Source organism: Streptomyces kryoterrae (assembly GCF_054072135.1).
Genome location: NZ_CM133358.1, coordinates 3200395 through 3226538 on the forward strand (window position 1 = coordinate 3200395; position 26144 = coordinate 3226538).

15 protein-coding genes and 2 pseudogenes are annotated in these 26144 nt (G+C 72.5%); 2 read left to right on the top strand and 15 right to left on the bottom strand.

Features of this window, described 5'->3' with window-relative positions; translation table 11 throughout:
* Positions 1-175: 175 nt before the first annotated feature.
* The 9 genes and pseudogenes from ACW4TU_RS13375 to ACW4TU_RS13415 form a co-directional block, all read right to left on the bottom strand.
* Positions 176-961, bottom strand: coding sequence for an oxidoreductase (locus ACW4TU_RS13375; protein WP_457427863.1), 786 nt, complete (start codon positions 959-961; stop codon positions 176-178).
* Positions 962-1068: 107 nt separating this feature from the next.
* Positions 1069-2091 (bottom strand): alpha/beta fold hydrolase, encoded by a 1023-nt coding sequence (locus tag ACW4TU_RS13380; RefSeq protein WP_457427865.1) that lies wholly within the window; start codon positions 2089-2091, stop codon positions 1069-1071.
* Between the two features lie 54 nt (positions 2092-2145).
* Positions 2146-3246: an MBL fold metallo-hydrolase gene (locus tag ACW4TU_RS13385; protein ID WP_457427867.1), complete on the bottom strand. Its 1101-nt coding sequence runs from the start codon at positions 3244-3246 to the stop codon at positions 2146-2148.
* A 79-nt stretch (positions 3247-3325) separates the two neighbouring features.
* The gene (locus ACW4TU_RS13390) at positions 3326-4234 is read right to left on the bottom strand and encodes an alpha/beta fold hydrolase (RefSeq protein WP_457427869.1); all 909 of its coding nucleotides are present in this window, start codon (positions 4232-4234) and stop codon (positions 3326-3328) included.
* A gap of 364 nt (positions 4235-4598) precedes the next feature.
* On the bottom strand, positions 4599-5396 hold the full coding sequence (locus tag ACW4TU_RS13395; RefSeq protein ID WP_457427871.1) for an alpha/beta hydrolase: 798 nt from the start codon (positions 5394-5396) through the stop codon (positions 4599-4601).
* Positions 5397-5633: 237 nt separating this feature from the next.
* A complete protein-coding gene (locus ACW4TU_RS13400) occupies positions 5634-6221 on the bottom strand; it encodes a hypothetical protein (protein WP_457427873.1) in 588 nt (195 codons plus the stop codon).
* A gap of 211 nt (positions 6222-6432) precedes the next feature.
* Positions 6433-6828 (bottom strand): annotated as a pseudogene (locus ACW4TU_RS13405) (protein kinase domain-containing protein); the annotation flags it as partial.
* 10 nt (positions 6829-6838) lie between these two features.
* A pseudogene (locus ACW4TU_RS13410) lies at positions 6839-6934 on the bottom strand (hypothetical protein); the annotation flags it as partial.
* 51 nt (positions 6935-6985) lie between these two features.
* Entirely contained in the window at positions 6986-7144 is a 159-nt protein-coding gene (locus tag ACW4TU_RS13415; protein WP_457427875.1) for a hypothetical protein, read from the bottom strand.
* A 130-nt stretch (positions 7145-7274) separates the two neighbouring features.
* Between ACW4TU_RS13415 and ACW4TU_RS13420 the strand changes: the two genes are divergently transcribed.
* Together ACW4TU_RS13420 and ACW4TU_RS13425 are read left to right on the top strand one after the other, a co-directional pair.
* The gene (locus ACW4TU_RS13420; protein ID WP_457427877.1) at positions 7275-8066 is read left to right on the top strand and encodes a Mut7-C RNAse domain-containing protein; all 792 of its coding nucleotides are present in this window, start codon (positions 7275-7277) and stop codon (positions 8064-8066) included.
* Positions 8067-8408: 342 nt separating this feature from the next.
* The gene (locus ACW4TU_RS13425; protein ID WP_457427879.1) at positions 8409-9320 is read left to right on the top strand and encodes a lysylphosphatidylglycerol synthase transmembrane domain-containing protein; all 912 of its coding nucleotides are present in this window, start codon (positions 8409-8411) and stop codon (positions 9318-9320) included.
* Between the two features lie 219 nt (positions 9321-9539).
* Here the strand turns inward: ACW4TU_RS13425 and ACW4TU_RS13430 are convergent, their stop codons facing one another.
* Genes ACW4TU_RS13430 through ACW4TU_RS13455 form a run of 6 tightly spaced genes read right to left on the bottom strand, consistent with a single transcriptional unit; the run spans position 9540 to position 25964 of the window.
* A complete protein-coding gene (locus ACW4TU_RS13430) occupies positions 9540-10655 on the bottom strand; it encodes a class I SAM-dependent methyltransferase (RefSeq protein ID WP_457427881.1) in 1116 nt (371 codons plus the stop codon).
* A 10-nt stretch (positions 10656-10665) separates the two neighbouring features.
* Positions 10666-11871: a glycosyltransferase gene (locus ACW4TU_RS13435; RefSeq protein ID WP_457427883.1), complete on the bottom strand. Its 1206-nt coding sequence runs from the start codon at positions 11869-11871 to the stop codon at positions 10666-10668.
* Positions 11868-12695: an alpha/beta fold hydrolase gene (locus ACW4TU_RS13440; protein WP_457427885.1), complete on the bottom strand. Its 828-nt coding sequence runs from the start codon at positions 12693-12695 to the stop codon at positions 11868-11870. Before ACW4TU_RS13440 ends, ACW4TU_RS13435 begins: the two co-directional genes overlap by 4 nt.
* Before the next feature lie 2 nt (positions 12696-12697).
* On the bottom strand, positions 12698-13027 hold the full coding sequence (locus ACW4TU_RS13445) for an acyl carrier protein (protein ID WP_457427887.1): 330 nt from the start codon (positions 13025-13027) through the stop codon (positions 12698-12700).
* Positions 13027-18588 carry a beta-ketoacyl synthase N-terminal-like domain-containing protein gene (locus tag ACW4TU_RS13450; protein ID WP_457427889.1) on the bottom strand — a complete coding sequence of 1854 codons (5562 nt, stop codon included), beginning with the start codon at positions 18586-18588 and terminating at the stop codon, positions 13027-13029. Before ACW4TU_RS13450 ends, ACW4TU_RS13445 begins: the two co-directional genes overlap by 1 nt.
* 5 nt (positions 18589-18593) lie before the next feature.
* Entirely contained in the window at positions 18594-25964 is a 7371-nt protein-coding gene (locus tag ACW4TU_RS13455; RefSeq protein WP_457427891.1) for an SDR family NAD(P)-dependent oxidoreductase, read from the bottom strand.
* Positions 25965-26144: the final 180 nt, after the last annotated feature.

The following is a 26144-nucleotide window of genomic DNA, read 5'->3' on the forward strand; positions in this document are numbered from 1 at the left end:
AACGGGCGTATGCGAGCCGCCACCCTCCCTCACTGGCGTGGGCCGGCCGCTTCCTCGAACCACGTCTCCCCCATCACGCGGGCTGCCGAACGCAGGCGCGCACCGCACCTCACCGTATCGAGTGAGACGCGTACTGGACGTGGCAGTTGGGTTTCCCGGGCGAAGGGCGGGCCGCTCACAGGCTTCTGGTCATGCCCCCGTCGATGATGAAATCAGCCCCGGTCACGTTTCCCGCCCGGTCACCGGCGAGGAGGAGAACCAGGTCGGCCACCTCCCCCGGCAGTGTGAACCGTCCCGTCACCGAGTCTCCGGCGGCCTGCTTCACCACGGCGTCCTGTGCTGTCTGACCCGCGTGGGCGAGTGTCGCCGCGACTCCGTCCGGGCCGAGCCACAGCTCCGTGGCGACCGGTCCCGGGCTCACCGTGTTGACTCGGATGCCGCGCGGGCCGACCTCTTTGGACAGTGACTTGGAGAAGCTGGCCAGGGCTGCCTTGGCCGCGCTGTAGTCGATGACCAGCGGGTCGGGCAGCGAGGCGTTCACCGAGGTGACGGTCACGATGGTGCCGGTGCCGCGGTCGAGGAGGTAGGGAAGTGCCTCTCGGGTGACGCGGACCGCCGTGAGGAAGTTGATCGTCAGGGTGGTGGTCCAGTCGTCGTCGGTGACGGACAGGAATCCGCCGGTACGCGGGCGGACCGCGCCCACGTTGTTCACCAGGATGTCCACGCCGCCGAAAGTGGCTGCGGCCCTGACGAGTTCAGCCGGACCGGAAGGCGTGGTGAGGTCGACTTCGACCGGGCGGACCCGGCCACCGGCGGCCAGTTCGGACAGTTCGGGGCTGATGTGACGGGCACCGGCCGCCACATACACGCCCTCGGCCACCAGTGCCTGCGTGACGGCCAGTCCGATGCCCTTGCTCGCGCCGGTGACTACGGCGACCTTGTCGGACAGATGCAGATCCATGGCACTCCCCTTTTTGGCCCAATCGCTCTTGCCGTGCTTATCTCTCTTGTCGCCTTTGGTGCTTGTTGTCTTTGGTGCTCTCGTTGTCTTGCTGTCGCGGCCCGGGCCTATGGGGCGAGGAAGGTGAGGAGGGTGTCGGTGAGTTCGTCGGACTGCTCCTCCCAGATCCAGTGGCCAGAGTTCTGGATCACCTTTCCGGTGACGTGGGTGGCGTACTTGCGCACCTGGTCGGGGACGGCCCTGCCGAGGCTGTACCTGGCTCCGAGGGCCAGGACCGGCATGGTGAGCTTCGTACGGCCGTTGATCCTGTTGTCGGCCACGTCCTGGTCGAGGGTGCGGAACCACTCGAAGCTGGCGCGCAGATGGGCGTCGTCCTTGAGGTAGTGGCCGTAGAGGGCGGCGTCCTCGTGGGTGATGCCGGCCTTGTTGTGCTCCAGCAGGTCGGTGAAGCCCTCGACCCACTGGGTTTCGCGGCCGTCGACGGCCTGTTCCGGCAGGCCGTTCTCCACGGAGAAGAAGCCGAAGTTCCAGAAGCCCGGCCCCTGGGCGGTCAGGGACGGGAAGCTGTAGAGGCTCTTGTCGGGGATGGGCGCTTCGCTCAGGACGAGCTTCTTGACGTCGTGAGGGTGCGCGGCGGCGTAGGCGTAGGCGACCATCGTGCCGATGTCGTGGCCGACCAGCCGTACGTCCTTGTCCCGGCCCAGTTGGGTCAGGAGGCCGTGGATGTCGGCGGCGAGGGTCTTCTTGTCGTAGCCGGTGGCCGGGGCGTCGCTCCCGCCGGCGCCGCGCAGGTCCGGGGCGATGACGCGGTAGTGCTTTGCCAGCTCGGGCAGTTGGGCGCGCCACTCGTGCCAGGTCTGGGGATAGCCGTGGAGCAGGACGAGGGTTCTGCCCCGGCCACCCTCGACGAAGTTGATGTCGACGTCACCGACCTTGAGTCTGCGTTCGGTGAAACCGGCCGGGAGGCGTTCGCCGGTGGGTGCGGTGTCGTCCTTCACGGTCTTCGCCGTGTTCGCCGTGTTGGCGACCGGCGCTGCGGGTGCCGGAGTGTCGACGACGTACACGGTCAGGGCTACGGCGGCGGCGACGGCCGTTGTGGACGCCAGCGTGGACAGCAGGGCTTTCTTCACGGAGCTTCCCCAGGAGTGGTTGGCGGTCCGGGGGGACCGGGGTGGGCATGGGTGTCAGGGACGGGTGCCGAAGGGGCCGAGTTCCCCGGCGTCGATGCGCAGCGACTCGAGCATCGCGAAGGCGTTGTCGGGGGTGAAGACGTCCACGGCGGCGAGTACGCCGGTGTACTTGGCCACGACAGGGGCCGCCGCCCGCTGTGCGACCGCGTCGAGATACGTCTTGAAAACGGCCCAGGAGTTGCCCGAGGGCCCGTACTTCTGGAAGAAGGGCGCCGGATCCACCGCGGCCATCGCGGCACGGGTGCCCGCTTCGAGGTCGGCGACGTACCGCTGCTGGAGATCGCCGTCGGCTCGGACCCCCAGGCGGCCGAGGTGGCCGCCGACGAGGGTCCGCCACGGGTAGCTCATGGCCACGTCGTGCGCCTTGATCCAGGCGGGTATGTCCTGCGAGACCGCGAGGCCCTTGAACGGGACCCAGCCGGGATAGAGCACGTCCACGACCATGAGGGTGGCCTGGCGGGGGGCGTAGACGAAGATGTTGTCGGGCGAGTGGTTCGGGCCGTGGTGGGCGAGTTCGAGCACCTCACCGCCCACCCGCAGGACATAGCGGTCGTCGAAGGTCTCCGAGGGTGCGGGACGGTTCGGGTCGGCGGCGATGCGCAGCAGGCGCCGCGTCTCGGTGTGGCCGATGCGCACCACGTTCCTGCCGAAGATGGAGGAGGCCCCGATGTGGTCGGCATGGGAGTGGGAGTAGACCAGGTGGGTCACTTTCCCCGGCCGCCCGTTCGCCCGGGTGACCTCTTCGACGGCCCGCAGCAGGTTGTGCCCGATCGTGGGCGGTGCGTCGACCAGGACGACACCGTCGCGCGTGGTCAGGAACATGGCCTGGTAGAAGGAGTCGGTGACCCAGTACAGGTTGCCCTTGATCCGGCCGACGAAGTAGCCGTCCTCGTTTCGGTCGGGGCCGACCGACGCCGCGGGGATCGGCGCGTAGTCGGGAAGGCCGTCGGGCTCGGCCGCCGCGGCCCTGCCGGGTAACGCGGTACCGAGGACGGCTGCGGTGGTGGGCACCGCCGCCGCGATCGCCATCCGCTTGAGGAACACGCGTCGGTCGCGGGTGGCCGCGTGCGAGGACCCGCCGGATTCGACTGTCATGGAATCGCCTTTCGGAGCGCAAAGCCCGAGGTAGTCCGAGCTGGTTGAAGTAGCCGAGGCGACAGAGGCCGTGGCGTGCTCAGTTGCCGGTGGCGCGGGCCGCGGTGACGATCAGGTCGGTGGTGACGTCCGGGTGCGAGAGCATGACCACGTGCGAGGAGCTCTTGACCTCGACGGTGTGGGACTTCGCGCGGGTCGCCATGAAACGCTGGGCGGCGGCCGGGATGGCCTGGTCGGCGCCGGCGACCAGGTACCACGAGGGCAGGGTCTTCCAGGCGGGCGGGCCACTGGGTTCGCCCAGGGCGGCCAGGCTCGCGGGACGCTGGGTGGCGGCCATCAGGGCGGTGTCCCGGGCGGGCAGGTCGGCGGCGAAGGCCGTACGGAACTTGCGGGCATCGATGTAGGCGTCGGTGCCGGTGCCACCGCCGGGCAGCGGGAACGCGCGGGTGAGCAGACTCGTGGGCAGCAGGCTGCCCGGGAACTTGGCGGTCAGGTCGAGGCCCGACTCGCCCTGCTCGGGGGCGAATCCGGCGACGAAGACCATCGCCTTGACGTTGGGGTGACCGGCCGCGGCGTTCGAGATGACCTCGCCGCCGTAGGAGTGTCCGACCAGGACGACCGGTCCCGGGATGGTGGACACGACGCTGGAGACGTAGGCGGAGTCGCCGGTCAGGTCGCGCAGTGGGTTCGCCGGGGCGATCACCGGATACCCCGCGCGCTGGAGGCTGGCGACGACCTTGTTCCAGCTCGACGAGTCGGCGAACGCGCCGTGGACCAGAACCACGGTCGGCTTCACCGCGTGACGGCCCTCGGCCGACGTCGAAGCAGAGGTGGAGGTCGACGCGGCGGTGGCGGCCTGCGAACCGGTCACGATCAGCAGGGCGAGGGCGGCCAGGGCTACGGGAGTCCTGCGCCCGCGCTTGCGGCTCGGGGCCGCGGACGTGATCGCAGCGCTCTCGGATATTGCGGCGGTCGGGATTTCGGGCATGGAGGAGCTCCTCGGGGCGAAAGGGGTCGGGTGTGCGCAGGGGAAGGGCATCGGCACTGACCTGCCGGGCTGCTGCCCTGCCGGTCTGCCGGTCTGCCTGGCCGCCTGGCTGTTCGGCTGCCCGGGTGCCTGGCGGTCTGCTGACCTGCCGGGTTGCCTGCCGGGCTGCCGGGCTGGCGCGGGCTGCCCGGCTGCCTGGCGGTCTGCTGATCTGACGGTCTGCTGATCTGCCCGGCTGCCCGGCGGTCTGCTGATCTGACGGTCTGCCGCGCGAGGAACGTCGGCAGCGCGGTCTCGGGGGCCGGCGGTGGGGAACGGCGTGACGCTGTTCTCCCGGGCGGGCCCCGGTCTGTCGCCGGTGTGGTCAGAGGGACTGCTTGTGGAGCCAGGTCAGGACGGTGTCGGCGACGTCGCGCCAGCCGCTGTCGATGGTCAGCGAGTGCGCCCGGTCCGGGAACCGGAGGATCTCGGTGATCGCCTCGGAATGCCGGTACTGCTTGAGCGTCGCCCGTGTGACGGCCTCCGGCACCGTGTGGTCCTGGCCGCCCGAGATCAGCAGCAGCGGACCGCGCGAGGTGTTTCCGGTGTCGACCTTCGCCGGCGAGTGGGGGTTGAAGTTGGCGGCGGCGGCCTCGAAGAGGGGTTTGCCGGGCGCGGGGACGGTCCACCGCTCGAAGAGCTGCCGCGACTCCTCTTCGGAGACGGCGTTGCCGAACGCGTAGCGGAACTGTTCGCTGGTCAGCGAGATCGCCCGGTGCCTGTTGGCGGGGTTCCTGAACACCGGCAGGGTGGCCCGCAGCGCCGACAGCGGCAACGGCAGTACGCCCTTGATCTGCGCGGCGTCGATCGCCACCGCGGCGGCGGCCAGATCCCGGCCGAGCAGCTTCTGCGCGATCATGCCGCCGAAGGAATGCCCGACCACGATCGGCCGGGCGTCGAGGCCGCGGATGATCTCCGCGTAGTGCTCGACGACATCGTCGATGCCATGGTCGGCGAGGCGCTCGGGATGAGCCCGGGCCTCCTGGACGGTGTCCGGTTCGCCGGGCCAGCCCGGCGCCGTGGCGTCGTATCCGCGGTCGCTGAAGAGCTCGATCCACGGTGTCCAGGACGTGGCGTGGAGCCACAGGCCGTGGATGAACAGCACGGGAGTCGAGGTGCTCATGTGGGATCCCTCTCGGGTAGCGCGGTGTTCCGGGTCATGGGAAACGTCCGTGTCCCTTCGCGGAGGCCGTGTGAACCGGGCGCCCCGCCGCAGCTCACGGTAGGTGCGGCGGCCCGGTCGCCGCCCCACGCGAACGCGTAGTCGTCGCCGGGTCCGCCGTGCGGCTGCCTCGCGCACGCGGTCACCCCGAAGGTCACCGGCCAAGGTTGGCGGGGCGCCCGGGGCTCGGCGCAAGGCTCACGTCCGGGGCCGGAAGTGCGCCTCCGTCGACTGCTCCCCCGTGATCGTGGCCACGCAGCGCAGGACACGCAGACCGTCGGCGTACTGGGACTGGGTGGGCGGGAGTACGTCGATGGTCCAGCGGGCGGGGTCGATCTTGAGCGCGTCGCCCTGCCTGGACCTGGCCAGGACCTCGGGGGAGCAGAGCCTGCGTACGTCGGGGTGCTTCTCCAGCTCCTGCTGGTTGTTGGTCATCCCGGTGGACGGGAGCGGGGCTATCGCGAAGGTCTCCCACGGGTGCTCCACCACACAGTCGGAGCGGTTCACACTGACGATGCCGACGGTGACGACCATGCCGCCCCAGCATTCGGCGGTCGTGGTGCAGCGCCCGTCCATACCGGCCACGTTGGTCGCCGGGCAGTCCTCGGTCGTCGTCGGTACGCCGAAACCGGCGCTCGTGGCCCGGGCCGCCCCGCCCGTACCGGAGGCGGATGTGGAGGATCCGGTGGCGGGTGCCTCCGTCGTCGACGGCGGCAGATACCGGTACGCCATCGTCCCGCCCGTACCGACGACGGCCACCGCGACGGCCGCGACGGACAGCCGCACGCTCACCTTCGTCCGGCGCGGGGACGCGGCGCGGGGCGGGACGGTGGTGGGCAGGGCCGTCGAGAGGGGGCGGGGCCACGGGCGGGGGCGCCGCCGGCCGAGTCCGTCAGGTCCACGGCGGCCAGCGCGTCCCTGAGCGCTTCCGCGCTCGGCAGGCGGTCGGCGGGGTCCGGGGCCATGGCGTGGCGGAGGACCTCGGTGAAGCGGGGGTTCACTCCGGGGAGGTCGGGCAGGGGCCAGGTGTGCCGGACGATGACCTCGCGATGCCGAGGCTGCCCTCCGCCGGGAAGTGCGGGGGTCTGCCGTGCACGAGGGCGTAGATCGTGGCGGCGAGGGAGTACACGTCACCGGCGGGGGTGGGTTCGGCCAGCCGGAACGCCTCCGGTGGGCCGTACGCGGGTGTCAACGCCTCCCGGGTGACCGACAGTTCCTGCCCGGGCCGGGGCATCGCGGCCAGCCCGAAGTCGGCGAGACCGACGTTTCCGTATCGGTCGATCATGATGTTGCCCGGCTTGATGTCGCGGTGCAGGACACCGCCGGCGTGGGCCGCGGCCAGTGGCGTCGGCGATGCGTACGCCGATGTCGCGCGCCTCGGCTGCCGGGAGCGGGCCCTGCCGGTGGAGGCGGTCGCCGAGCGAGCCGCCGGGGCACAGCTCCAGGACCATGTAGGGGCGGCCGGTGTCGAGCACCCCGGCGTCGTACACCGCCACCACGTGCGGGTGGCCCGACAGCTGGCCGGCCGCGGTGACCTCGCGCAGGAACCGCTACCGGTCGCGGTCGGTGGCCAGGACCCGGCTGTCCATCTTGAGGGCGACCTCGCGGCCCACAGCGAGTTGGCGGGCCCGGTACACGGTGGCGAACCCGCCCTGCCCGAGGACCTCGACGACCTCGTAACCGGGCACGCCCGTACGTTCGAACTGCATGCTGCCGTACTCCCCCACCAGCGAGGCCGACCGCCCCGGCCGGGTACCGGACCGGGGTGTTGAGAGCGCTGAGAGTAGTGCACCGGAAATCGGCGGGCGTGCCCGGCCGGGGCGATGACATGCTGGCCGGGTGAGCAGACCGGAGATCGTCCTCAGTTTCGCCCATGAGCTGCGGCTCTTCGTCCCGTCCGAGCGACGCGCCGGGCCGACGACCGTGGTCACCGACGGGTCGTCCTCGCTTGGGCACGTGGTGGAGTCGCTGGGCGTACCGCTCACCGAGGCCGGGCGGCTGCTGGTCGACGGCCGGGAGGTGCCGGTGTCCCATGTGCCGGGCGCGGGCGAGACGGTGGAGGTCTGCGCCGTCGTCCGGCCGCAGTCGGTGCCGGGGGCGCCGCTGCGGTTCCTGCTCGACGTCCATCTGGGCACGCTCGCCCGCCGGTTGCGGCTCCTTGGCGTCGACGCGGCGTACGAGAGCGAGGACATCGGCGACCCGGCGCTGGCCTCGTTGTCGGCGGCCGAGCAGCGCGTGCTGCTCTCCCGGGACCGGGGTCTGCTGCGGCGCCGGGAGCTGTGGGCGGGCGCGTACGTCTACAGCGACCGTCCGGACGACCAGCTCCGGGACGTCCTGGACCGGTTCGCGCCCGCACTGGCCCCGTGGACCCGGTGCACCGCCTGCAACGGACTGCTGGAGCGGGCCGACAAGCAGACGGTCGGCGACCGGCTGGAGGACGGGACCCGGCGTACGTACGACGTCTACGCGCAGTGTGTGGTGTGCGAACGTCTGTACTGGCGGGGTGCGCACCACGCGCGGCTGGCGGCGATCGTCGAGGGCGCCTTGCGCGAGTTCGGCGGGGCGGCGGGAACCGGCGGCCGTACGAAGGCGTTGAACGTACGTAGTGAAAAGGACGTATTGACAGGTTGACAGGAGGCGACGAGGGGAGACTGTGACAGAAAGCCTCAGGCATCACCTGTGTCGCCCGTCCGCCCTCACCCCTTCTCTTCCTGGACACCACCCCGTCACGCGGACTGGGAACGCTCCTGCCGTCCCCCTTGCTTCGCTCTTCAATTCCCCCCGTCCGCCCTCGCAAGCGCGTGGGCGCAACGTGGAAGGACGACGCGCGCTGTGTCCTCTTTGCCGATTGTCCCCATAGCCCCGCCCGCTCCGACGGTCCAGTCCCCTCCCCAGGGCACCGCGGACTGTTCCGTCGCGGCTTCCCGCGCCTCCTTCTGTTCCCGGTTCCCCGCCGCCCGGCACGCTCGCCGGGTGCTCTGTCTGCTGCCTCTCGTGCTCATCGGGATCTGGGCGGCGGACAACTGGCGGGTCCTGCAGGACGGGGCCTGGCAGCTCACCACCGCCGACCCCGGGTGGCTGGCGATCGGGGCGGCGTTCACGTTCCTGTGCTGGGTGTCCGCCGCCTTCGCCCGGCAGGGGGCGATCCCGGAGCGGCTGCCGCCCGGGCTGCTGATGGCCTCGCAGTTCGCCGCCGGCGCCGCCAACAACGTGCTGCCCGCCGGTCTCGGCGCCCACGCCGTCACCCTGCGTTTCCTGACCGGCCGGGGCATCCCGCTGGCCCGGGCCACCGCGTCCCTCGCCCTGTACTCGCTGGTCAAACCGGTCGCGAAGCTCCTGGTGATCCTCGCCCTCCTGGCGACCTTCCCGACCTCCCTGGGCACCGCCGACCTCCTCCCCGACCAGGGGACGCTGCTGCCCATCGCCCTGGGCGTGACCGGCGCGTTGGTCGTCGTGACGCTGGTTCTGACCTTCGTACGTCCGCTGCGGCGCCCCCTGCTCGACGGTCTGCGCACCGCCCTGACCGACGCACGGCGGCTGCACACCCGGCCCGTCCGGGTCGCCGCGCTGTGGGGCGGTGCCGCCGGCTTCTCGCTGTGCCAGGCGGCGGTGCTGGCCTGCGTCGGGGCCTCGCTCGGGCTGCCGATCGCCTGGCCGGACGTGGTCTTCGCCTACCTCGCCGCGAGCGCCGCCGTCGGCGCCGTACCCGCGCCGGCCGGGATCGGCCCGGTCGACGCGGCCCTGGTGTTCACGCTGGCCGCGATGGGCGCCCCGCTGTCCCTGGCCACCGCGACCGTCGTCGGCTTCCGCGTCCTGACGGTCTGGCTGCCGCTGCTGCCGGGCGCCCTCGTGCTGTCACTGCTGGTGCGGGCCAAGGTGCTGTGACGCGTACCGGATGTTGTGGTGCGCCCAGGTCCTGTGATGTGCCGACTCGCGGTGACGCACGTCGTGTTGAGGCGTGGTGACGCACGTCGTGTTCATGCGGGTTCGGCTCGCGATGTCCGCCCGCGCCGGTCGTCCTCGCCGGCCTGCTCTCTGCGGGCGGTCCTGCGGTCCGGGGGCCCGTGACGGAGCCGCTGGTGTCGCAGCCCCCGGAAGCACGCGTCAGTCCCGGCGGGCCACGAGGCGGTACGCGTTGGAGACGCCCAGGCGGTGGGAGATCGGCCGGACGGCGAAGCGGTCCAGCAGGGTGCCCAGGATCAGCGCCGGGACGCCGGCCAGCAGTAGCGCTCCGCGCAGGATGCGGCGCAGGGCGTTCGGGGGCTGCGGCAGCCACGGGAGGTTGTCGCGCGGGGCCGCGTTGTCGAGGGCCAGCCATACGGCGGCCAGCAGGTCGACCGGGTCGTGCGGCTCGGCGTGCTGCTCCAGGACGACGGTGAAGCCGAGGTCGGTCAGCCGTTGCCGCAGGTTGTCGACGGGGACGAAGTGCAGGTGCTGGGGCTGGAGCCAGGGCAGCCACCAGCGGCCGAGCAGCCGGGCGTAACGGCTGTCGGGGTCGGGGACCTCGATCACCAGGTGTCCGCCGGGGCGGATGGCCTGCCGCGCGGCCTCCAGTTCGCGTGGGGGCTCGGTGCTGTGCTCCAGGTAGTGGAACATGCTGACGACGTCGTAACGGGCGGCCAGTTCGGGGGCCAGCTCGGTGAAGCTGCCCCGGTAGCCGCGCTCGACGCGCCCCGCCTGTTCGGCGAGTTCGGCGCCGTCGGTGAAGTCGAGCCCGTCGAAGGTCGTGCCCGCGTGGACGCCCCGGGCCGACTCGCAGAAGTGGCCGTGGCCGGTGCCGACGTCGAGCCAGTTCTTGGGCGCGTCGTCGAAGGGGAGCAGGGCGCGGGCCCGCTGCTCGTACATTTTCGTGCGGCCCGCGAAGGTGTTCCCGAGCTGCTTCTCGCCGAGCCCGTCGTAGAAGTCGCGGTAGTAGAACTCCAGCCCGGCGGCGCTGAGTCGGGGGTTCTGGAAGGTGTGCCGGCAGTCCTGGCAGCGGTCGAGGACGAACCGTCCGGGCTTGTGCTGGAGCAGGTCGGTGGTCCGCAGCCGGGTCTCCAGCCGGGCCGAGCCGCACCAGGGGCAACTGGTGCGCGGGGGTTCGAAGAACCGGTCGAGGCCGAAGGCCAGGTCGGCCTGATAGGTGGGCCGGAGGGCGGCCACCTGCTCGGTCCGGGTCGGAGCGGGCTGGGCTTCCGGTGCGTCGGTCTCGTGCCCGGCCTCGTGTTCGTCGTCACTCATACCGTCTCCTTCATGCCGTCTTCTTGGCGGGCGCGCCGATGGCGAGTTGCTCAAGATGGGTGGCCGCCGCGGAGGCACCTCCGGCGGCCCGGAACGCGGTACGGATCCGGCCCGCAGCGAGGCGGTAGCCGGGCTCGTGCAGTACGGCGTCGAGCGCGGCGCCCAGTTTCGGCGCGGTGACCCGCCCGAACCGCACCCGGATACCCGCCCCGGCCAGCGCGACCTGTCCGGCGACCACGGGCTGGTCGTCCCGGATGGGTGCGACGACGAGCGGCACCCCGTGCCAGAGCGCCTCGCACACGGTGTTGTGCCCGGCGTGGCAGACGACGGCGTCGACCCGTTCGAGGAGCGGGAGTTGGGGCACGGAGGGGACGACCAGTACGCCCTTGTCGTCCTCCCCGCCCGGGGTGCCGCCGAGTACGCCCGCCGGGTCGACGATCACGGTCTGCATCCGGTCCGCCCGCTCCCGTACGGCGACCTGACACTCGATCAGAAAGCGTTCCCCGACATCGGTGTTGGCGGTGCCGAGGGTGACGAGGACCGTGGCGCGGGCCGGGTCGAGCCAGTCCCAGGGGAAACCGGGCAGCGCGGGCCGGTCGGCGACGGACGGGCCGACGTACCGGATCTGGTCGCCCGTGCGGGCTTCCGGGCCGACGAACTCCGGTGTGCTGAAGGCGAGTACGAGGTGCGGGGAGAACCGGGGGTCCGCGGTGCCCGCAGGGTCTCCGACACGGTTACGGAGGCCCGCGAGCAGTTCGTCGAGCCACTCGGCGACCTTGGGCATGCCGGAGAGTACGTCGGTGAACTCGGCGGAGGTGGTGGCCGAGGTCGCCCAGGGCAGGCCCAGCCGTTCGGCGACGAGGCCACCGGCGAGGGCCTGTTGGTCGGCGACGACGACGTCCGGTCCGAACTCCCCTACAGCTGCGGCGACTCCGGGGGCCATCTCCTCGGCGAGCGGGGCGAGGAACCTCTCCCAGAGGAACTTCAGCGCCTCGGGCCCCCGCAGGTCCGGCGGCCGTACGCCGTCACCGGAACCGGGGACGGGCCCGGCGCACGGAAAGACGGTGGCGTCCGCCCCGGCGAGCCGCCGCACAAGTCCCGGATCGGCGCACGCCCAGGCCAACTCGTGTCCGTGTGAGGCGAGTTCAGCGGCGACCCCGACGGCCGGGTTGATGTGTCCGACGAGCGGCGGCACGACGAACAGGAACCGGCTCACCGCGCTTCCGCCCCCGCCAGCCGCACCGGAGCGGTCGCACCGAGGATGAGCGACAGGATGTGCCCGCCGACCGTCCCCGACGCCTCGACGAGCACGGAGTGTTCGTGCCCCGGCACGACGACCGTCCGGCAGTCGGGCAGTACGGACTCCATCCAGGGCGCCAGCTCGGCGAGGTCCGAGTCACCCCCGTACACGCCGAGGACCGGGCAGCGTACGGAACCTATCTCGCCGTCGGTGAGCACGCGGCTGGCCGGGATGTCCTGGGCGAGGGTGGTCTCGCGGGCCAGCCGGGCGGCGCCCTTGGCGAGGCGGGCGGTGTTCTGGCCGCGGTTGGCGGTGATCCAGGCGATGGCGTCGGCCTCGTTGTGGGCGAGTTGGTGCATGACCCGGCCGAGGATGCTGTCGAGTTTGCCCGCCCAGGCCGCGGTGGCCGGTTCCGACTCGACGAGGGAGACACTGGCGGCGCGCTCGGGGTGGCGGGCCGCGTATCCGAACGCGACTGTCCCACCGTAGGAGTTGCCGACCAGATGGACCGGGCCGGTCACCTCCAGACGGTCGAGGAGTGCCTCCAGGTCGTCGATGTTGTCGTCGAGGGTGTAGCCGGTGGCGGGGCGGGTGGAGCGGCCGTGGCCGCGCAGGTCGTACATGACGACGTCGATGCCGGAGGCGGCGAACGCCGGTGCCACGGTGAAGTAGTAGCTGGCCAGACTGTCGGTGAGCAGGCCGTGCACGAGTACGGCGGTCGCGGTGACCGGACGCCCGCCGCGCGGGCCGATGCGCTGGGCGTGCAGCCTGAGGCCGCCGCCGATGTCGACGTGTCCCATGGTCAGCCCGCCTCCGCCGCTTTGAGACTGGCGACGACGTGCTCGACGAGCCGTCCGACGGTGAGTTCGATGATCTCGTCGAAGTCCATGTCGGCCAGGAACTCGGCGAAGTTGACCCGGTTGCCGTACTTCTCCTCCAGCAGCCCGGCCAGGGTCACCAGGTCGATGCTCTCCAGCTCCAGGTCGCGGTTGAAGGTGGTGTCCATCCGGATCTCGACGTCGTCGAGGCCGTACTCGTCGAGGAGGACCGCGAGCATGCCCCTGATGTCGGCGAGCACCGCCTCCTCGCTACCGGTACCGGTTGTGCCCGTGTGCCCGTTGAGGCTGGTCATCACTCCAACTCCCCTTCTTCTGCTGCGACTTCTTCGTCCGGTCCGGTCGTCCAGGCCACGACGTACTCCCTGTCGGGCAGTCCGGGGGGATTGCCCGTCTGCTCGCAGTGCACGGTGTAGGCGGGTGCGAGCCGTCCGGAGACCGTGAGCCGGTCGCCGGCGTCCGTGGCCTCCCGTACCGCGAAGTCCCTTGGCCGGCCGCCGAATCCGGTGCCCTCCGCCTTGGCGACGGCTTCCTTGGCGGCCCAGAAGCGGGTGAACCAGAGCGCCTCGGACTCGCCGTCGGCAGCCGACTTGGCCCGTAGCAGGGCTAGTTCGGCCGGGCCGAGGGCGGTGGCCAGGGTCGGGGCGTCCCGTTCGACGACCTCCTCGATGTCGATCCCGGGCCCTGTACCCGGACCGCCGCCGGGGGTGGAACCGGGCCGGGTCCGCCGTACGATCGCCACCCCTGCCTCGGCCCGGTGGGCGAGCGAGATGTCCAGCGGGGGCAGGGTCCGGCCGTGCGTCCCGGTGACGTACGGCCGCCCGGTCGCGTCGTTGTGGACCTGGATCTCGGCCGGGAACACGTCCCCCTCGCCCTCGCGGTCCCAGAGCCACCGACGTACGGCGTCCTTGGCCGCGATCCGGCCGAGCAGCCACTGCCGGCGACCGCGCGGCGCGTGCCGTTCGTACTGCGAACGCTCCTCCCCACCGAGGGAGTTGCGCATGATGAGGTCGCGCGAGGCGAGGTCGGGCCAGCGTTCGTGGAGCAGTACCCAGCCGTCCGGCCGGGCCTGGGAGAGGGTGTTGCGCTCGGGGAATCGTTCGACGGGCCTGGTCTGCGGGTCGTTGTCGAAGCGCCGGTCGTGCCAGCCGCCGATCACGGCCCAGATCTGGCCGCCGACGGTCAGTTGGACGTCGGCTTCGAGGACCGTGTCGGTGAGCGAGGTGATCCGGACGAAGCAGTCGACGTCGGTGCCGGGCTCGGGGTGCGGCCCGTAGAACCTCATCTCCCGCATACCGACCGGGAACACGACCGTACGCTCGGTACGCGTCGCCATGATCCAGTACCCGAGGATCTGCCCGACGTTGTCGAGGAGCGAGCCGGGCGCGGGCGGGGTCGTGATGACTCCCCGTACGTGCGCCTCGCCCATCGCGGTCAGCTCGGTGACCCCCTGGAACGCCGGACCGTGGAACATCCAGCGCTCGGCGTAGAGCTGGGCGGCGGTGTGGTCGGGGGTGCGTTCGGTGCTGGGGCCGATGGGCCAGGGGATGGGGCGGGCCGCCAACTCCGGGTAGGTGGAGGCGAGTTCGACCGTGGCTCGGGCTCGGGGGCCGAAGGAGACGGCGTATTGGGTGGGGGTCGCCGGGACGGGGGTGACCGTCACGTCCACGTCGCGGGGCGGGGTGGCGGTGAGCCACTGGTCGAAGCGGGCTCCGTGGACGGCTACGGCTACGGCTCGGGTGCCGGGGTCGGCCTGCTTCGCCGCTCGCTGGGCCTCGTCCATCATGTGCTGCACGATCGTCGTCGCCGGGACCACCGGCCACCGGTCCGCGACGTCCGGCCAGCCGGGACGCTGCGGGAAGAAGCAGTGGTCGAGGAGGTACGGCATGGTGTCGGGGGACACGTGGACGGTGGTGCGCCAGGAGGGTGGGGCGGCCTCGGCGGGCCGAGGGGTGGGCGGTGTCGGGGGGAACCGCCGGGCGCCTGGGGCGGTTGCCCCGGGGCGCGGCGGCGGGGACAGGGAGGCGGGGGCCGGGAAGCCCGGGGCGCGGTGAGCGGCGGTGGGGACCGCGCCCGGTGCGGGATGGGGCGCCGTGGCCGGGGCGGTGGGGGGCGGTGCGGACAGGCCGGTGGGCGCGCTGAAGGCTTGGGGAGAAGCGCCGGCGGATGTCGTGGGGGGCCGTGTGGAAGCCCCGGCGGGCGGGACTGTGCCCTGCCAGGAGTCCCCGGCGGGCGTCCCGGGGGCCGGTCGGACGGCCCCGGTGAGCGCGCTACCTGCCGGGCCGGCCAGGTCGGCACCTCCGGCAGGCCCGCCCGGGCTCCGAGCGGCTCCCCCGGCGTAGGCTGCCGCGGAACCCGGACGGCGGCGGCCCGCGCCGATCAGCTCGGCGGCGGTGTCCGCCGTCTCCCGTAGCAGGGCGCCGAGTTCGGCGGCAGCCGGGAAGCGGCCCGCGAGCGCGTCCAGGGACGACGTCAACGGGGCGGCGGCCGGGAGACCGGCAGCACCGGGTATCTCCGTGACGCCCAACACCCCTGCGGCACGCCTCCGTTGGGCCGTCGCAGGCGCCGGGGAGGCGATCGGCGACGGACCGGCGCCCGGTAGCGCGGCGGTAGCCGCCCCGGTGGCGGAGGGCCCCGCGAGGTTCAGGCCCGAACTCAGCTCCGCACGCAGTCGCGTGAGCGTCGGTTCGTCGAGGGAGACGAGGGCGCCGCCCAGGTCGAGGCGGACAGGCGGGCGTTTGGACGGCCGATCCCCCCGCACGGAGTTCCCGGCGCGGACCGGTTCCGTGGAGCGGTCGGAGGGACCGGCGGCGTGGGGAGCGGAGTTACGGGTGGCGGCACTCGACATCTCCGCTACAGGGCCCCCGACCCGGGCCGGGGTCGCGGAACCCTCGACAGAGTCGGCGGCGCGGGAAGCGCAGTCACCAGCAGCGCTACTCGCAGCAGCACCCAGCATCGCCGCCACAGGACTCCCGGCCCCGGCCGGACTCGCGGACCGCTCGGCAGAACCGGCAGCGCGAGAAGCCGAGTCACCGGCAGCGCTACTGACGGCGGCGTGGGGAGCCGAGTTGCCGGTGGCGTCAGTGGTGCTGGAGCGTGGCAGCGACGGTGCCGTCGGCCTACCCGACACCCACAACGCCGTTGCCACGCGGCGGAGTTGCGCCAGCCCGTCGCGGTGCGGGGAGTTGGCGGCGACGACCAGATGATCGCGGCCCGACAGCGTGTCGCCGATGAGGGAGCCGAGCTGGCCGGTGCCGACCTGGATGAAGGTCCGGTGTCCGGCCGCGTACATCGCCTCGACCAGTTGCCGGAAGCGAACCGGTTCCAGCAGATGCCGTACGAACAGTTCACGCACGGCCGATTCGGCCGCCGGGAAGGGCGCCGCCGTGGTCCCCGACCAGACGGGGACCGTCGGCCGCTGGAGCCGGAAGCGGCCGGCGGCCTGCTGGATCGGGGCCAGGTAGGGCGCCAGCATCGGGGTGTGGAAGCCGGACTGGAAAGGCAGCACCTGGCTGAGCACACCCCGGGCACGGAACGCCCGGACGAACTCCGCGACCGCCGAAGCAGGGCCGCACACCATCGACTGGCTCGGCGCGTTGTCGTGCGAGAGCACGATCCCGGCGTCCGCCCAGCCTTCCTCCGTGAGCGCCGCGAGGACCCGTTCGGCGGACGTGCCGAGTGCCCCGAACGCCAGCCCCGGCACGGTCACCGTGTCCGGGTCGAAGGTCGCCATGAAGGCGCCGACCTCGTCGCCGTCGTACAGCCCGGCGGCCGTCATCGCCGTCCACTCGCCGACGCTGTGCCCGGCCACCGCGTCGGGGGCGACGCCCATACGGCGCAGCGCCCGGTCGAGCAGCAGCCCGATCCCGACGACCCCGAACCCGTGCCGGCCGACGTCCCCGACCTCGGCCCGTTCACCGGCCGGGAGGATGTCGGTGAGACCGAAGTGGGCGGCGATGTCGTCGACGCGCGGCTCGAAGTCGGCTTCCAGGCCCGGGAAGACGAAGGCCAGGCCTCCCAAATCCCCTTCCACCTCGGCCCGTAGCGGCTCCGGCCGGAACCAGACGTCGCTACGGCCCTGCCACGCCCGCCCCTTGGCGATCGCCCGGCGCGCCAGCGTGAGCCGCTTCGCGGTCGGGTCGACGATGCCGAGCCGGGTGGGTCCGGCCTGTGGATGATGCGTACGGGTGGCGTCCAGACCGGCGGCGAGGACACCCGCGTCGTCCGCGTCGAGCAGAGCGGCCAGGGCCTCGGGGGTGTCGGCGGCGAGCAGGAGGACGCGCTCGGGCTCGACGACGGTCGTCGTCGGTCCGGAGGAAGGACCAGACGAAGGACTGGGGGCATGACTGGGGGCATGCCTGGGGGCAGGCCCGGGGGAAGTCGTCTTCCTCGTGCGCGCCCCCGGCGCCTCCTCCAGCACCACATGCGCGTTGATCCCGCCGAACCCGAACGCGTTGACCGCCGCCCGCCGCACCGGCTGCTCGGCCGTGGTCTCCCAGGGCGCCGCCCTGTCCAGCGGGCGGAAACGGGTGGCCGCGAGGGCCGGGTGCGGGTCGTCGCAGTGCAGGGTGGGCAGGAGCATGCCGTGGTGGACGGCGAGGGCGGCCTTGACCAGGCCCGCGACCCCGGCGGCGGGCATGGTGTGCCCGATCATCGACTTCACGGAGCCGATCACCGCAGGCACACTGCCGCCCGCACCGTCACGCTCGCTGGGCCCGAACACCTCGGCCAGCGTGGCCAGTTCGGCCGCGTCTCCGGCGGGGGTCGCCGTGCCGTGGGCCTCCAGGAGGCCGACCGAACCTGGCCGGGCGGGGTCGAGTCCGGCGGCCCGCCAGGCCTGGCGTACGGCGTGGGTCTGGCCGCCGGGGTCGGGGTTGACGAGCCCGGCGGCGCGGCCGTCGCTGGCCACGCCGGTGCCCCGGATGACCGCGTAGATCCTGTCGCCGTCGCGCTCGGCGTCCGCCAGGCGCTTGAGGACGACCACGCCGGTGCCCTCACCGATCAGGATGCCGTCGGCACCCCGGTGGAAGGGGCGGATGCGCTGGCTGGGCGAGAGGGCGCGGAGCTGCGAGAAGACGCTCCACAGGGTGATGTCGTGGCAGTGGTGGACTCCCCCGGCCAGCATCAGGTCGCAGCGCCCGGACGCGAGTTCGTTCACCGCCTGGTCCACGGCCACCAGCGAGGAGGCGCAGGCCGCGTCCACGGTGTACGCGGGTCCGCGCAGGTCGAGTCGGTTGGCGACCCGGGAGGCGGCGAGGTTGGGGACGAGCCCGATCGCCGACTCGGGGCTGTCGGGACCGAGCCGGTCCGTGAACGCGGTCCGCACACGGTCGAGTTGGGCCGGATCCAGGTCCGGCATCAACTCGCCCAGCGTGCGCACGAGTTGGCTGGCCGTACGGACCCGCTGGTCGAGCCGGACGAGTCCGGGGGTGAGGTAGCCGCCCCGGCCGAGGATCACGCCGATGCGGTGCCGGTCGGGAAGGTGGTCGTCGCCGCCCGCGTCGGCGAGGGCTGCGGCGGCCACGTTGAGGGCGATGAGCTGGTCGGGCTCGGTGCCGGAGACGGAGTTCGGCATGATCCCGAACCGGGTCACCTCCACCTCCGCCAGCCCGTCCACGAACCCGCCGCGCCGGCAGTACACCTGGTCGGCGACGGCACGGCCACCGGCGGAGTCGGGCCGATAGTAGGCGTCCGCGTCCCAACGCCCGTCCGGTACTTCGGTGATGGCGTCCGTACCGGCGAGCAGGTTGCGCCAGTAGGAGTCGAGGTCGGCGGCGCCGGGGAGCAGCACCGACATACCCACGATGGCCACGGGTGTCGACGTGCCACCCGCCGACCGCGCGTGACGGTCCGTCATGTCGGTTACCAGCCCGACGAGGTGTAGACGACCGTGCCTGCCGAATCCTCGCCCCAGGCCAGTTCACGGAGCAGCGCGGCCGTACCCTCCTCGGGGTCGATGAGCCTGACCCCGCGCCGGGCGTACTCGCGCCCGAGTTCGGGGGTCACCATGCCGGTGTGGCCGCCGGTCGGCGCCCACGGCCCCCAGTGCACGGTCAGGGCCCGCCGGCCGGTACGGACCGCCCAGGCGGCGCCGAGGCTCTGGAGGGCGTCGTTGGCGGCGGCGTAGTCGACCTGGCCCCGGTTGCCGAGGACGGCCGAGATGCTGCCGAACAGGACGGCGAAGGCTGGCCTGTTGGGGAGCTGTTCCAATGCCGCGAGCAGGGTCTCCGCGCCGGTGGTCTTCGTCCCGTAGACGCGCTGGAAGGACTCGGCTGTCTTCTCGGCGATGAGCCGGTCCTCGATCACCCCGGCCGCGTAGACGACCCCGTCGAGGCGGCCGTGTTCGGCGTGGATCTCCTTCACGGCCTGGAGTGCCGCGTCCTGTTCCCTGAAGTCGACGGAGTGGTAGCGGGCCGGGCTGCCGAGGGCCCCCAGTTCGTCGAGGGTCGCGGTGATCTCCCGTTGGGCGAGCAGGAGTTCGGTCTCACGGCTGATCTCGGCGGGGGTCAGCCCGCCCCGGGCGGCGAGGGCCGCGCGCAGTTCGGTCCGGGTGCCGGCGGCCGCCGTGGCCGCGTCCTCCGGTCCCTCCGGTGCGGGTGTGCGGCCGAGCAGTTCGATCCGGCAGCGGGAGGCGGACGCCAGCGCGGCGGCGAACTTCGCGGTGATGCCCCGCGCCCCGCCGACCAGCAGCACCACGCTGTCCCGGTCCAGTCCGAGGGCGGCGGCCTCTGCGGCACCGTCCCCGGCGGGTCCGGCGCCGGTGGTGCCGAGTGCGCCCAGCGGAGTCTCGACCAGCTCAAGTCCGTGGCGCCCGGCGACAGTTCGCAGGACGACAGGGGTGCGGTCGGAGGCGAGCAGCTCGCCGAGCAGCGCGTCCGCGACAGCGGCGGCACCCGTGTCATCGCCGGTGAGGTCGATGATCCGCGCGTCCGTCTCCGGGTACTCCCGGGCGACCGTACGGAAGAGCCCGTGCAGGCCGGCAGACCTCAACTCGGCCCCGTCCGGGACGCCTTGCGTAGCCAGCCGTACGGCGAACAGCCAGCGCGGGCCGAGCCCGAGGGCCGCCTTGAACACGGGGAACGCGTCGGGCAGCACCGGCGGCCGGGACGAGGCCAGCGGGTCGAGGTACAGCACCCCGTCCACCGGCCCGTCCGCCCCGGTCAGCAGATGCTCGGGCCCGAGGAGCACCGCCTCGGCGCCATGCCCGACGAGCCGCGCCACGACCTCCCGGGCCACCGCACCACCGTCGTCGTCACCGAGGAGCGCGAAGCGCTTTCCGGCCAGTACGGCGGCGGGGTCGACGGCCCCGGTCCCGTTCCCGGTGCCGTGCCCGTCCTGCTGCTCCAGCAGCACGGGCCGCAACTGGAAGCGCTTCGGCGCCTCACCGGTGGCCTCGGGGGACACCTCGGCCGCCTCCGGCCGGAGGGACTGCGGTGCCGCTGCTGGGTCCTCTCCTTGTTCCCCGACTTCGCCCGGGCCGGTGAGCCGCGCCGCGAGCCATGCCGTCACCGAGGCCGCCGTACGGGCCTTGGCCAGTTCCTCCAACTCGGCATCGTCGAGCACGGTGAGATCACCAGCACCCCCGACACCCAGCCGCTGCGCCAACTCACCAGCGATCTCGGCCCGCTTGATCGAATCGATGCTGAGATCGGCCTCCAGATCGAGATCCGGCTCGATCATGTCCACCGGATACCCGGTCCGCTCACTGATGATCTCCAGCACCACCCCCAGCACATCCGCCTCCGTGAACCCCACGGCGGCGGGAGCAACAGCAGACACAGGCTGGGACACGGCCGTCGTGAGCCGCGCCGCGAGCCATGCCGTCACCGAGGCCGCCGTACGGGCCTTGGCCAGTTCCTCCAACTCGGCATCGTCGAGCACGGTGAGATCACCAGCACCCCCGACACCCAGCCGCTGCGCCAACTCACCAGCGATCTCAGCCCGCTTGATCGAATCGATGCTCAGGTCAGCTTCCAGATCGAGATCCGGCTCGATCATGTCCACCGGATACCCGGTCCGCTCACTGATGATCTCCAGCACCACCCCCAGCACATCCGCCTCCGTGAACCCCACGGCGGCAGGGGCAACAGCAGGCGCGGGTACGGCGTAGAGCGCGGGCGGATACGTGGGCGCGGGCACCGCCTGCTGATCCTGGGCCTGCGCCATCCGCAGGGGCTCCGGTGCCGCCGGCCCGGGTATCCACTGTCCCGGTGCCGCGCCGAAGTACGTGAGAAGTACGTCCCGTTGGGCGGCGACCATCTCGCGGCTGGCTCGCAGGAACTCGGAGATCAGCGCGTCCCTGCCACCGGCCGGGGTGCCGTCCTGGTGATTCGCGGTCACTGTCGTCTCCACTACGCGTCGGGCCGGTGCGAGGGCACCGGGGAGGAGGTCGCCGGCGGCGGTGCGGACCAGATGGCCGTCGACCGTCCAGCCGGGGCGCTTGGGTGCCTTGGTCCGGGTCGCGTCGACGGCGTCGCGCCCGTGGAACAGCCATCCAGTGCGCACCGGCAGCCCCGCGACGGCCAGTTGGGCCAGCGCGTCGAGCCAGCCGCGCAGTCCGCTGTCGGGCCGCGGTTCGCAGGCGACCGTGCGGTACGGCCGGTCGCCGAGGATCTGGCCGACCAGGCGGGTCAGTACGGAACCGGGCCCGGCCTCGACGAAGATCCGGGCGCCCGCCTCGTACATGGCCTCGATCTGGGCGACGAACCCGACCGGGGCGCCGATCTGGGCGGCGAGTTCGGCACGCACCGCGTCGGCGTCGGCGCCGTACGGCGCTGCCGTCCGGTTGGACCACACCGTGAACTCGGGTGCGCGTACCGGCTGTTGTGCCAGTGCGGTCGCGAACCGCTCCCCGGCGTCGGCGATCAGCGGGCTGTGGAAGGCGCAGGCGACAGGGATGCGCTTGGCGCCGAGCCCGGCCGCGCGCAGCAGTCGTACGGCTTCGTCGACCGCTTCCGTCGGGCCGGAAATCACCGTCTGCCTGGGCGAGTTGTGGTTGGCGACGACGACCGAGGCGGGCACCTCGGCGGCGCGCAGGGCGGCCGTGACGTCCTCGGCGCCCGCCGCCACCGCCGCCATGGTGCCCGGGTCGTCGCCGTTGGCCTCGGCTGCGGCCGAGAGGATCGCGGTCGCACGCTCGGCGCTCAGCACGAGGAGTGCCTCCGGGTCGAGGGCGCCGGCCGCGCTGAGGGCGACGAGTTCGCCGTAGCTGTGTCCGGCGGCCATGTCCGGACGTACGCCTGCCGTGGTGAGGAGGGCGTGCGCGGCGAGCCCCGCGATGCCCAGGGCAGGTTGGGCGACGCGGGTGTCGGTGAGCGCGGTGTGCTGGCGGTCGCGGGTGGTGTCGTCGAAGGCGGTCGGCGGGTAGAGGAGGTCGGCGTGGTCACTGCCGAGTTCCAGGTAGTACTGGAGTTCGGGGAGGGCGACGAACACGTCGGCGAGCATCCCGGTCCGCTGGCTGCCCTGTCCGGGGAAGAGGAAGGCGACCTGGCCCGAGGTCTCCTGCTGGTTCTGCTGGTTCTGCGCGAGGTGCACGCCTGCTCGCGGGTCGTGCTCCCCCGCGAGTGCCCGCCGCAACTGCCCGACGAGTCCCGCCGTGTCCGTCGCCACGACCGCCACCTGCACGGGCTCGTGCCGGGCGTCGGAGCGACGCGAGGCGGCGAGCGCGAGATCCCGCAGCCGCCAGGAGGACTGCTCGTCCTCCGCCGCTTTCAGCACGTCCTCGATGGCCCGCCTGGCTCCGGCCGGGTCGGCCGCCCGGAACATGAACAGTTCGGCGGGCCAGGCGTCGAGCCCGTGCGCGGGCGGGGCGGAGTCCGCGTAGGCCTCCAGCACCACATGGAAGTTGGTGCCACCGAAGCCGAACGCGCTCAGCCCCGCGACTCGTTCGCGCGCCGGAGCCGCCCAGGGCCGCGCCTGCCCGTGGAACACGAACGGGCTACTGCCTGCCTCCCAAGCGGAGTTGGGCTTGCTGACGTGCAGGGTGGGCGGTTTGACGCCGGTGTGCAGGGCGAGCACGGTCTTGATGAGGCCGGCCAGTCCGGCGGCGCACTTGGTGTGCCCGATCTGCGACTTGACCGAACCGAGAGCAACAGCACCCGACTTGGCACCGGCCTCGCTGAACACCTCGCCCAGGATGGCGAGTTCGGTACGGTCGCCGACCACGGTCCCGGTGCCGTGCGCCTCGACGAGCCCGACCTCGGCGGGCGACACCCCCGCGTTGCGGTACGCCCGCTGCAGCGCGGCCCGCTGGCCCTCGGGCCGGGGAGCCGTCAGCCCGAGCGAACGCCCGTCGCTGGAACTGCCGACGCCCTTGATGACCCCGTAGATGCGGTCGCCGTCGCGCTCCGCGTCCGCCAGCCGCTTCAGCACGACACACGCGACGCCCTCCCCCAGCGCGATCCCGTCCGCCGAGCTGTCGAAGGCGCGTGAACGCCCGGTCGGGGAGAGCGCGTGCACGGAGGAGAAGAGCACGTAGTCGTTGATGCCGTTGTGCAGATCGGCGCCGCCGCACAGCACGACGTCGCTGGTCCCGCCCACCAGTTCCTTGCAGGCGACGTCGACGGCGGCCAGGGACGAGGCGCACGCGGCGTCGACCGTGTAGTTGGCGCCGCCGAGGTCGAGCCGGTTGGCGATCCGGCCGGAGATGACGTTGGAGAGCATGCCGGGGAAGGAGTCCTCGGTGAGCCTGGGCAGCTGATCCACGAGACCGTCCGGCACCTTGCCGTAGTACGAGGGCAGTACGGCGCGCAGCGTGCCCGCGTTGGACAGGTCGCTGCCCGCCTCCGCACCGAACACGACCGAGGTGCGCGAGCGGTCGAACTCCCGCCCCCGGTCCCCGTATCCGGCGTGCGCCAGGGCTCGCCGGGCGGCTTCTAGCGCCAGCAGCTGGACGGGCTCGATGCTGCCGAGCGAGGTGGGTGGAATGCCGTACGACAGCGGGTCGAAGGGGATGCGGGGCAGGAAGCCGCCCCACTTGGACGGCGTGACGCCACCGTCCCCGGCCTCCGCCGAATAGTGCACGGCGGGGTCCCAGCGGTCGGCCGGTACTTCACTCACCGCGTCGTGACCGCCGAGGACGTTCGCCCAGAAGGCGGCGAGGTCGGGGGCGTCCGGGAACATGCAGGCCATGCCCACGACGGCGACGTCGAGGGGCGCGGGCGCCGGGGCCTCTTCGGGCGGGTGCACACCGAGCCGCTCCCGCAGCTCCGCCGCCCGGTCGGTGAGGAAGTCGGCGGCGCCGCCTGCCACGGAGTGGTGCAGGGCGTCGATGGTCGTGGTCGCCGAGCGCAGCACGGCCACTTCCCCGGCCATGAACATGCCTTCGGCGAGCTGCCGTTGCTCGTCCACAGCCGCCAACTCGCCCTCGGCGTCCCGCTCGATGCCCTTGCTGGCGATCCGCAGGCGCCCGACGTTGAGCCGCTCCAGCTGCTCCCAGATCTGCCGATCCGGCACCCCGCTCACCCTCAACTCCGCTTCGATCTCGCGGTAGTTGTCGCTGAACGGGCTGGGTACGCACCGGGTGGCATGACCGGGGGCCGTCTCCAGCAGCGCGGTACTGGTCGCGTCGACGACCTGGCGCTGGAAGAGCGGCTGGACCGCTCCGCAGGCCACGGCCTCCTCGGTGAACAGATAGGCGGTGCCCATGAGAACGCCGACGGCCGCACCGCGCGCGGTCAGTGGAGCGGCGAGGGCGGCGACCATCGCGGCCGACCGCTCGTCATGGACACCGCCCGCGAAGAACACCTCGATCCGCTCGGCGTCACCGTCTGCGGCCCCGGCCAAGTAGTCCTCGATGACGGCGAGTTGGGCCTCCCAGAGCGGGAAGCTGCCGCGCGGTCCGACATGCCCGCCGCACTCGGACCCCTCGAACACGAACCGGCGGGCCCCGGCCTCCAGGAACTGCTTCAGCAGCCCCGGCGAGGGCACGTGCAGGAAGGTGCTGATCCCGGCCCGCTCCAGCGCCTCGGCCTGGGCCGGCCGGCCGCCCGCGATGACGGCATGGGTCGGCCGCAGCTCCCGTACGGCTTCGAGCTGGGCGTTTCGCAGCTCCTCGGGCGCGAATCCGAGCACGCCGACACCCCAGGGCCGGTCGTCTCCGACGGCTTCCCGGGTCTCGGCCAGCATGGTCCGGGTCTGCTCGCCACTGGCGAGGGCCAGCGCGACGAAGGGCAGCGCGCCGCCCCCGGCGACGGCCGCGGCGAACCGCGCCTGGTCGCTGACGCGGGTCATCGGCCCCTGGGCGACGGGGAGTCGGGTGCCGAGGGCCCGGCTCATCGGGGAACCGGCGCGCAACGCACGTACGGGCCCGTCGCCTCGTACGCCATCCCGTACGTCATCCTGGACGATGTCCCGTACGACATCGCGCACCGAGTCGGTGAGGGCGCGGACCGTGCGGGCGGCGTCGCCCCAGCGGTCGGCGAAGCGGGCGGCGAGGAAGCCGTCCTGGCCGACCGGGAGGAGCTGGGTGCGCGGGTCCTGGGCGCCCAGCATCGCCGCGACCGCCGCCGGATCACCGGCCGGGACGGACGGGGCGTCGGGGCCGCGCCGGTGCAGCACGCGGTGACCGGCCACGACGACGGTCTCCGAGCCGTCCATCGAGCGCAGCGCGGCGGCCGTCGCCTCCGGCAGCGAGGACTCGGCGAGCAGGGCGAGCTGGCTGTCGAGCACGACGCCCGCCGCTCCCCCGGCGACGGCGGCGGCGGCCGTACGGGGGCCGATGCCGCCGCGGGCCCACACGGGGAGGTCGATGCCGGGCTCGGCGAGGAGCCGTTGCAGCAGGACGAAGGTGCTGAGGTCACCGATCCTGCCGCCACCGTCGCTGCCCCGGGCGATCAGCCCGTGCGCACCGGCGTGGACAGCCGCGAGGGCCTCCGCCAGGTCGGTGACCTCGACGAGGACGCGGTGGCGGCCGGCGGCCTCGGCGACCGACCTGAACGCGTCGGCGACATCGGGGGCGAGGATCACGGTGTCGGGTCCGCCGTCGCCGACCAGGTCGGCGGGGGTGAGTCGGCAGTGGGGGCCGATCCGTACGCCGTAGCGGAAGTCGGAGGTGGAGGGGGCGGAGGGGCCGGAGGGGCCGGAGGGAGCGGCGAGGCGGCGTATTCGCGCCAGCGCGTGTCTGGCTCTCCGGTCGCCGAGGCCCAGGTCGAGTACCCCCAGGCCGCCTGCCCGGCTGACCGCGGCGGCGAGCCTGGCGTCGGGCTCGCCGAACGGGGTGACTCCAATGATCATGTCAACGGCGCGCACGGCAGACGTCATGATTCTCCGAAATATTCGGTGAAACTGCACGGTGGGGGTTTTGTGGCGCGGAGGCACTTCACTTCGGGGGGGGAAACGCTTCAGGGGGAAACCACCGGGAAGCTAGCGCCGACATTACTCACGAGTCAACATGGCGTGGAACATTCCGTATGC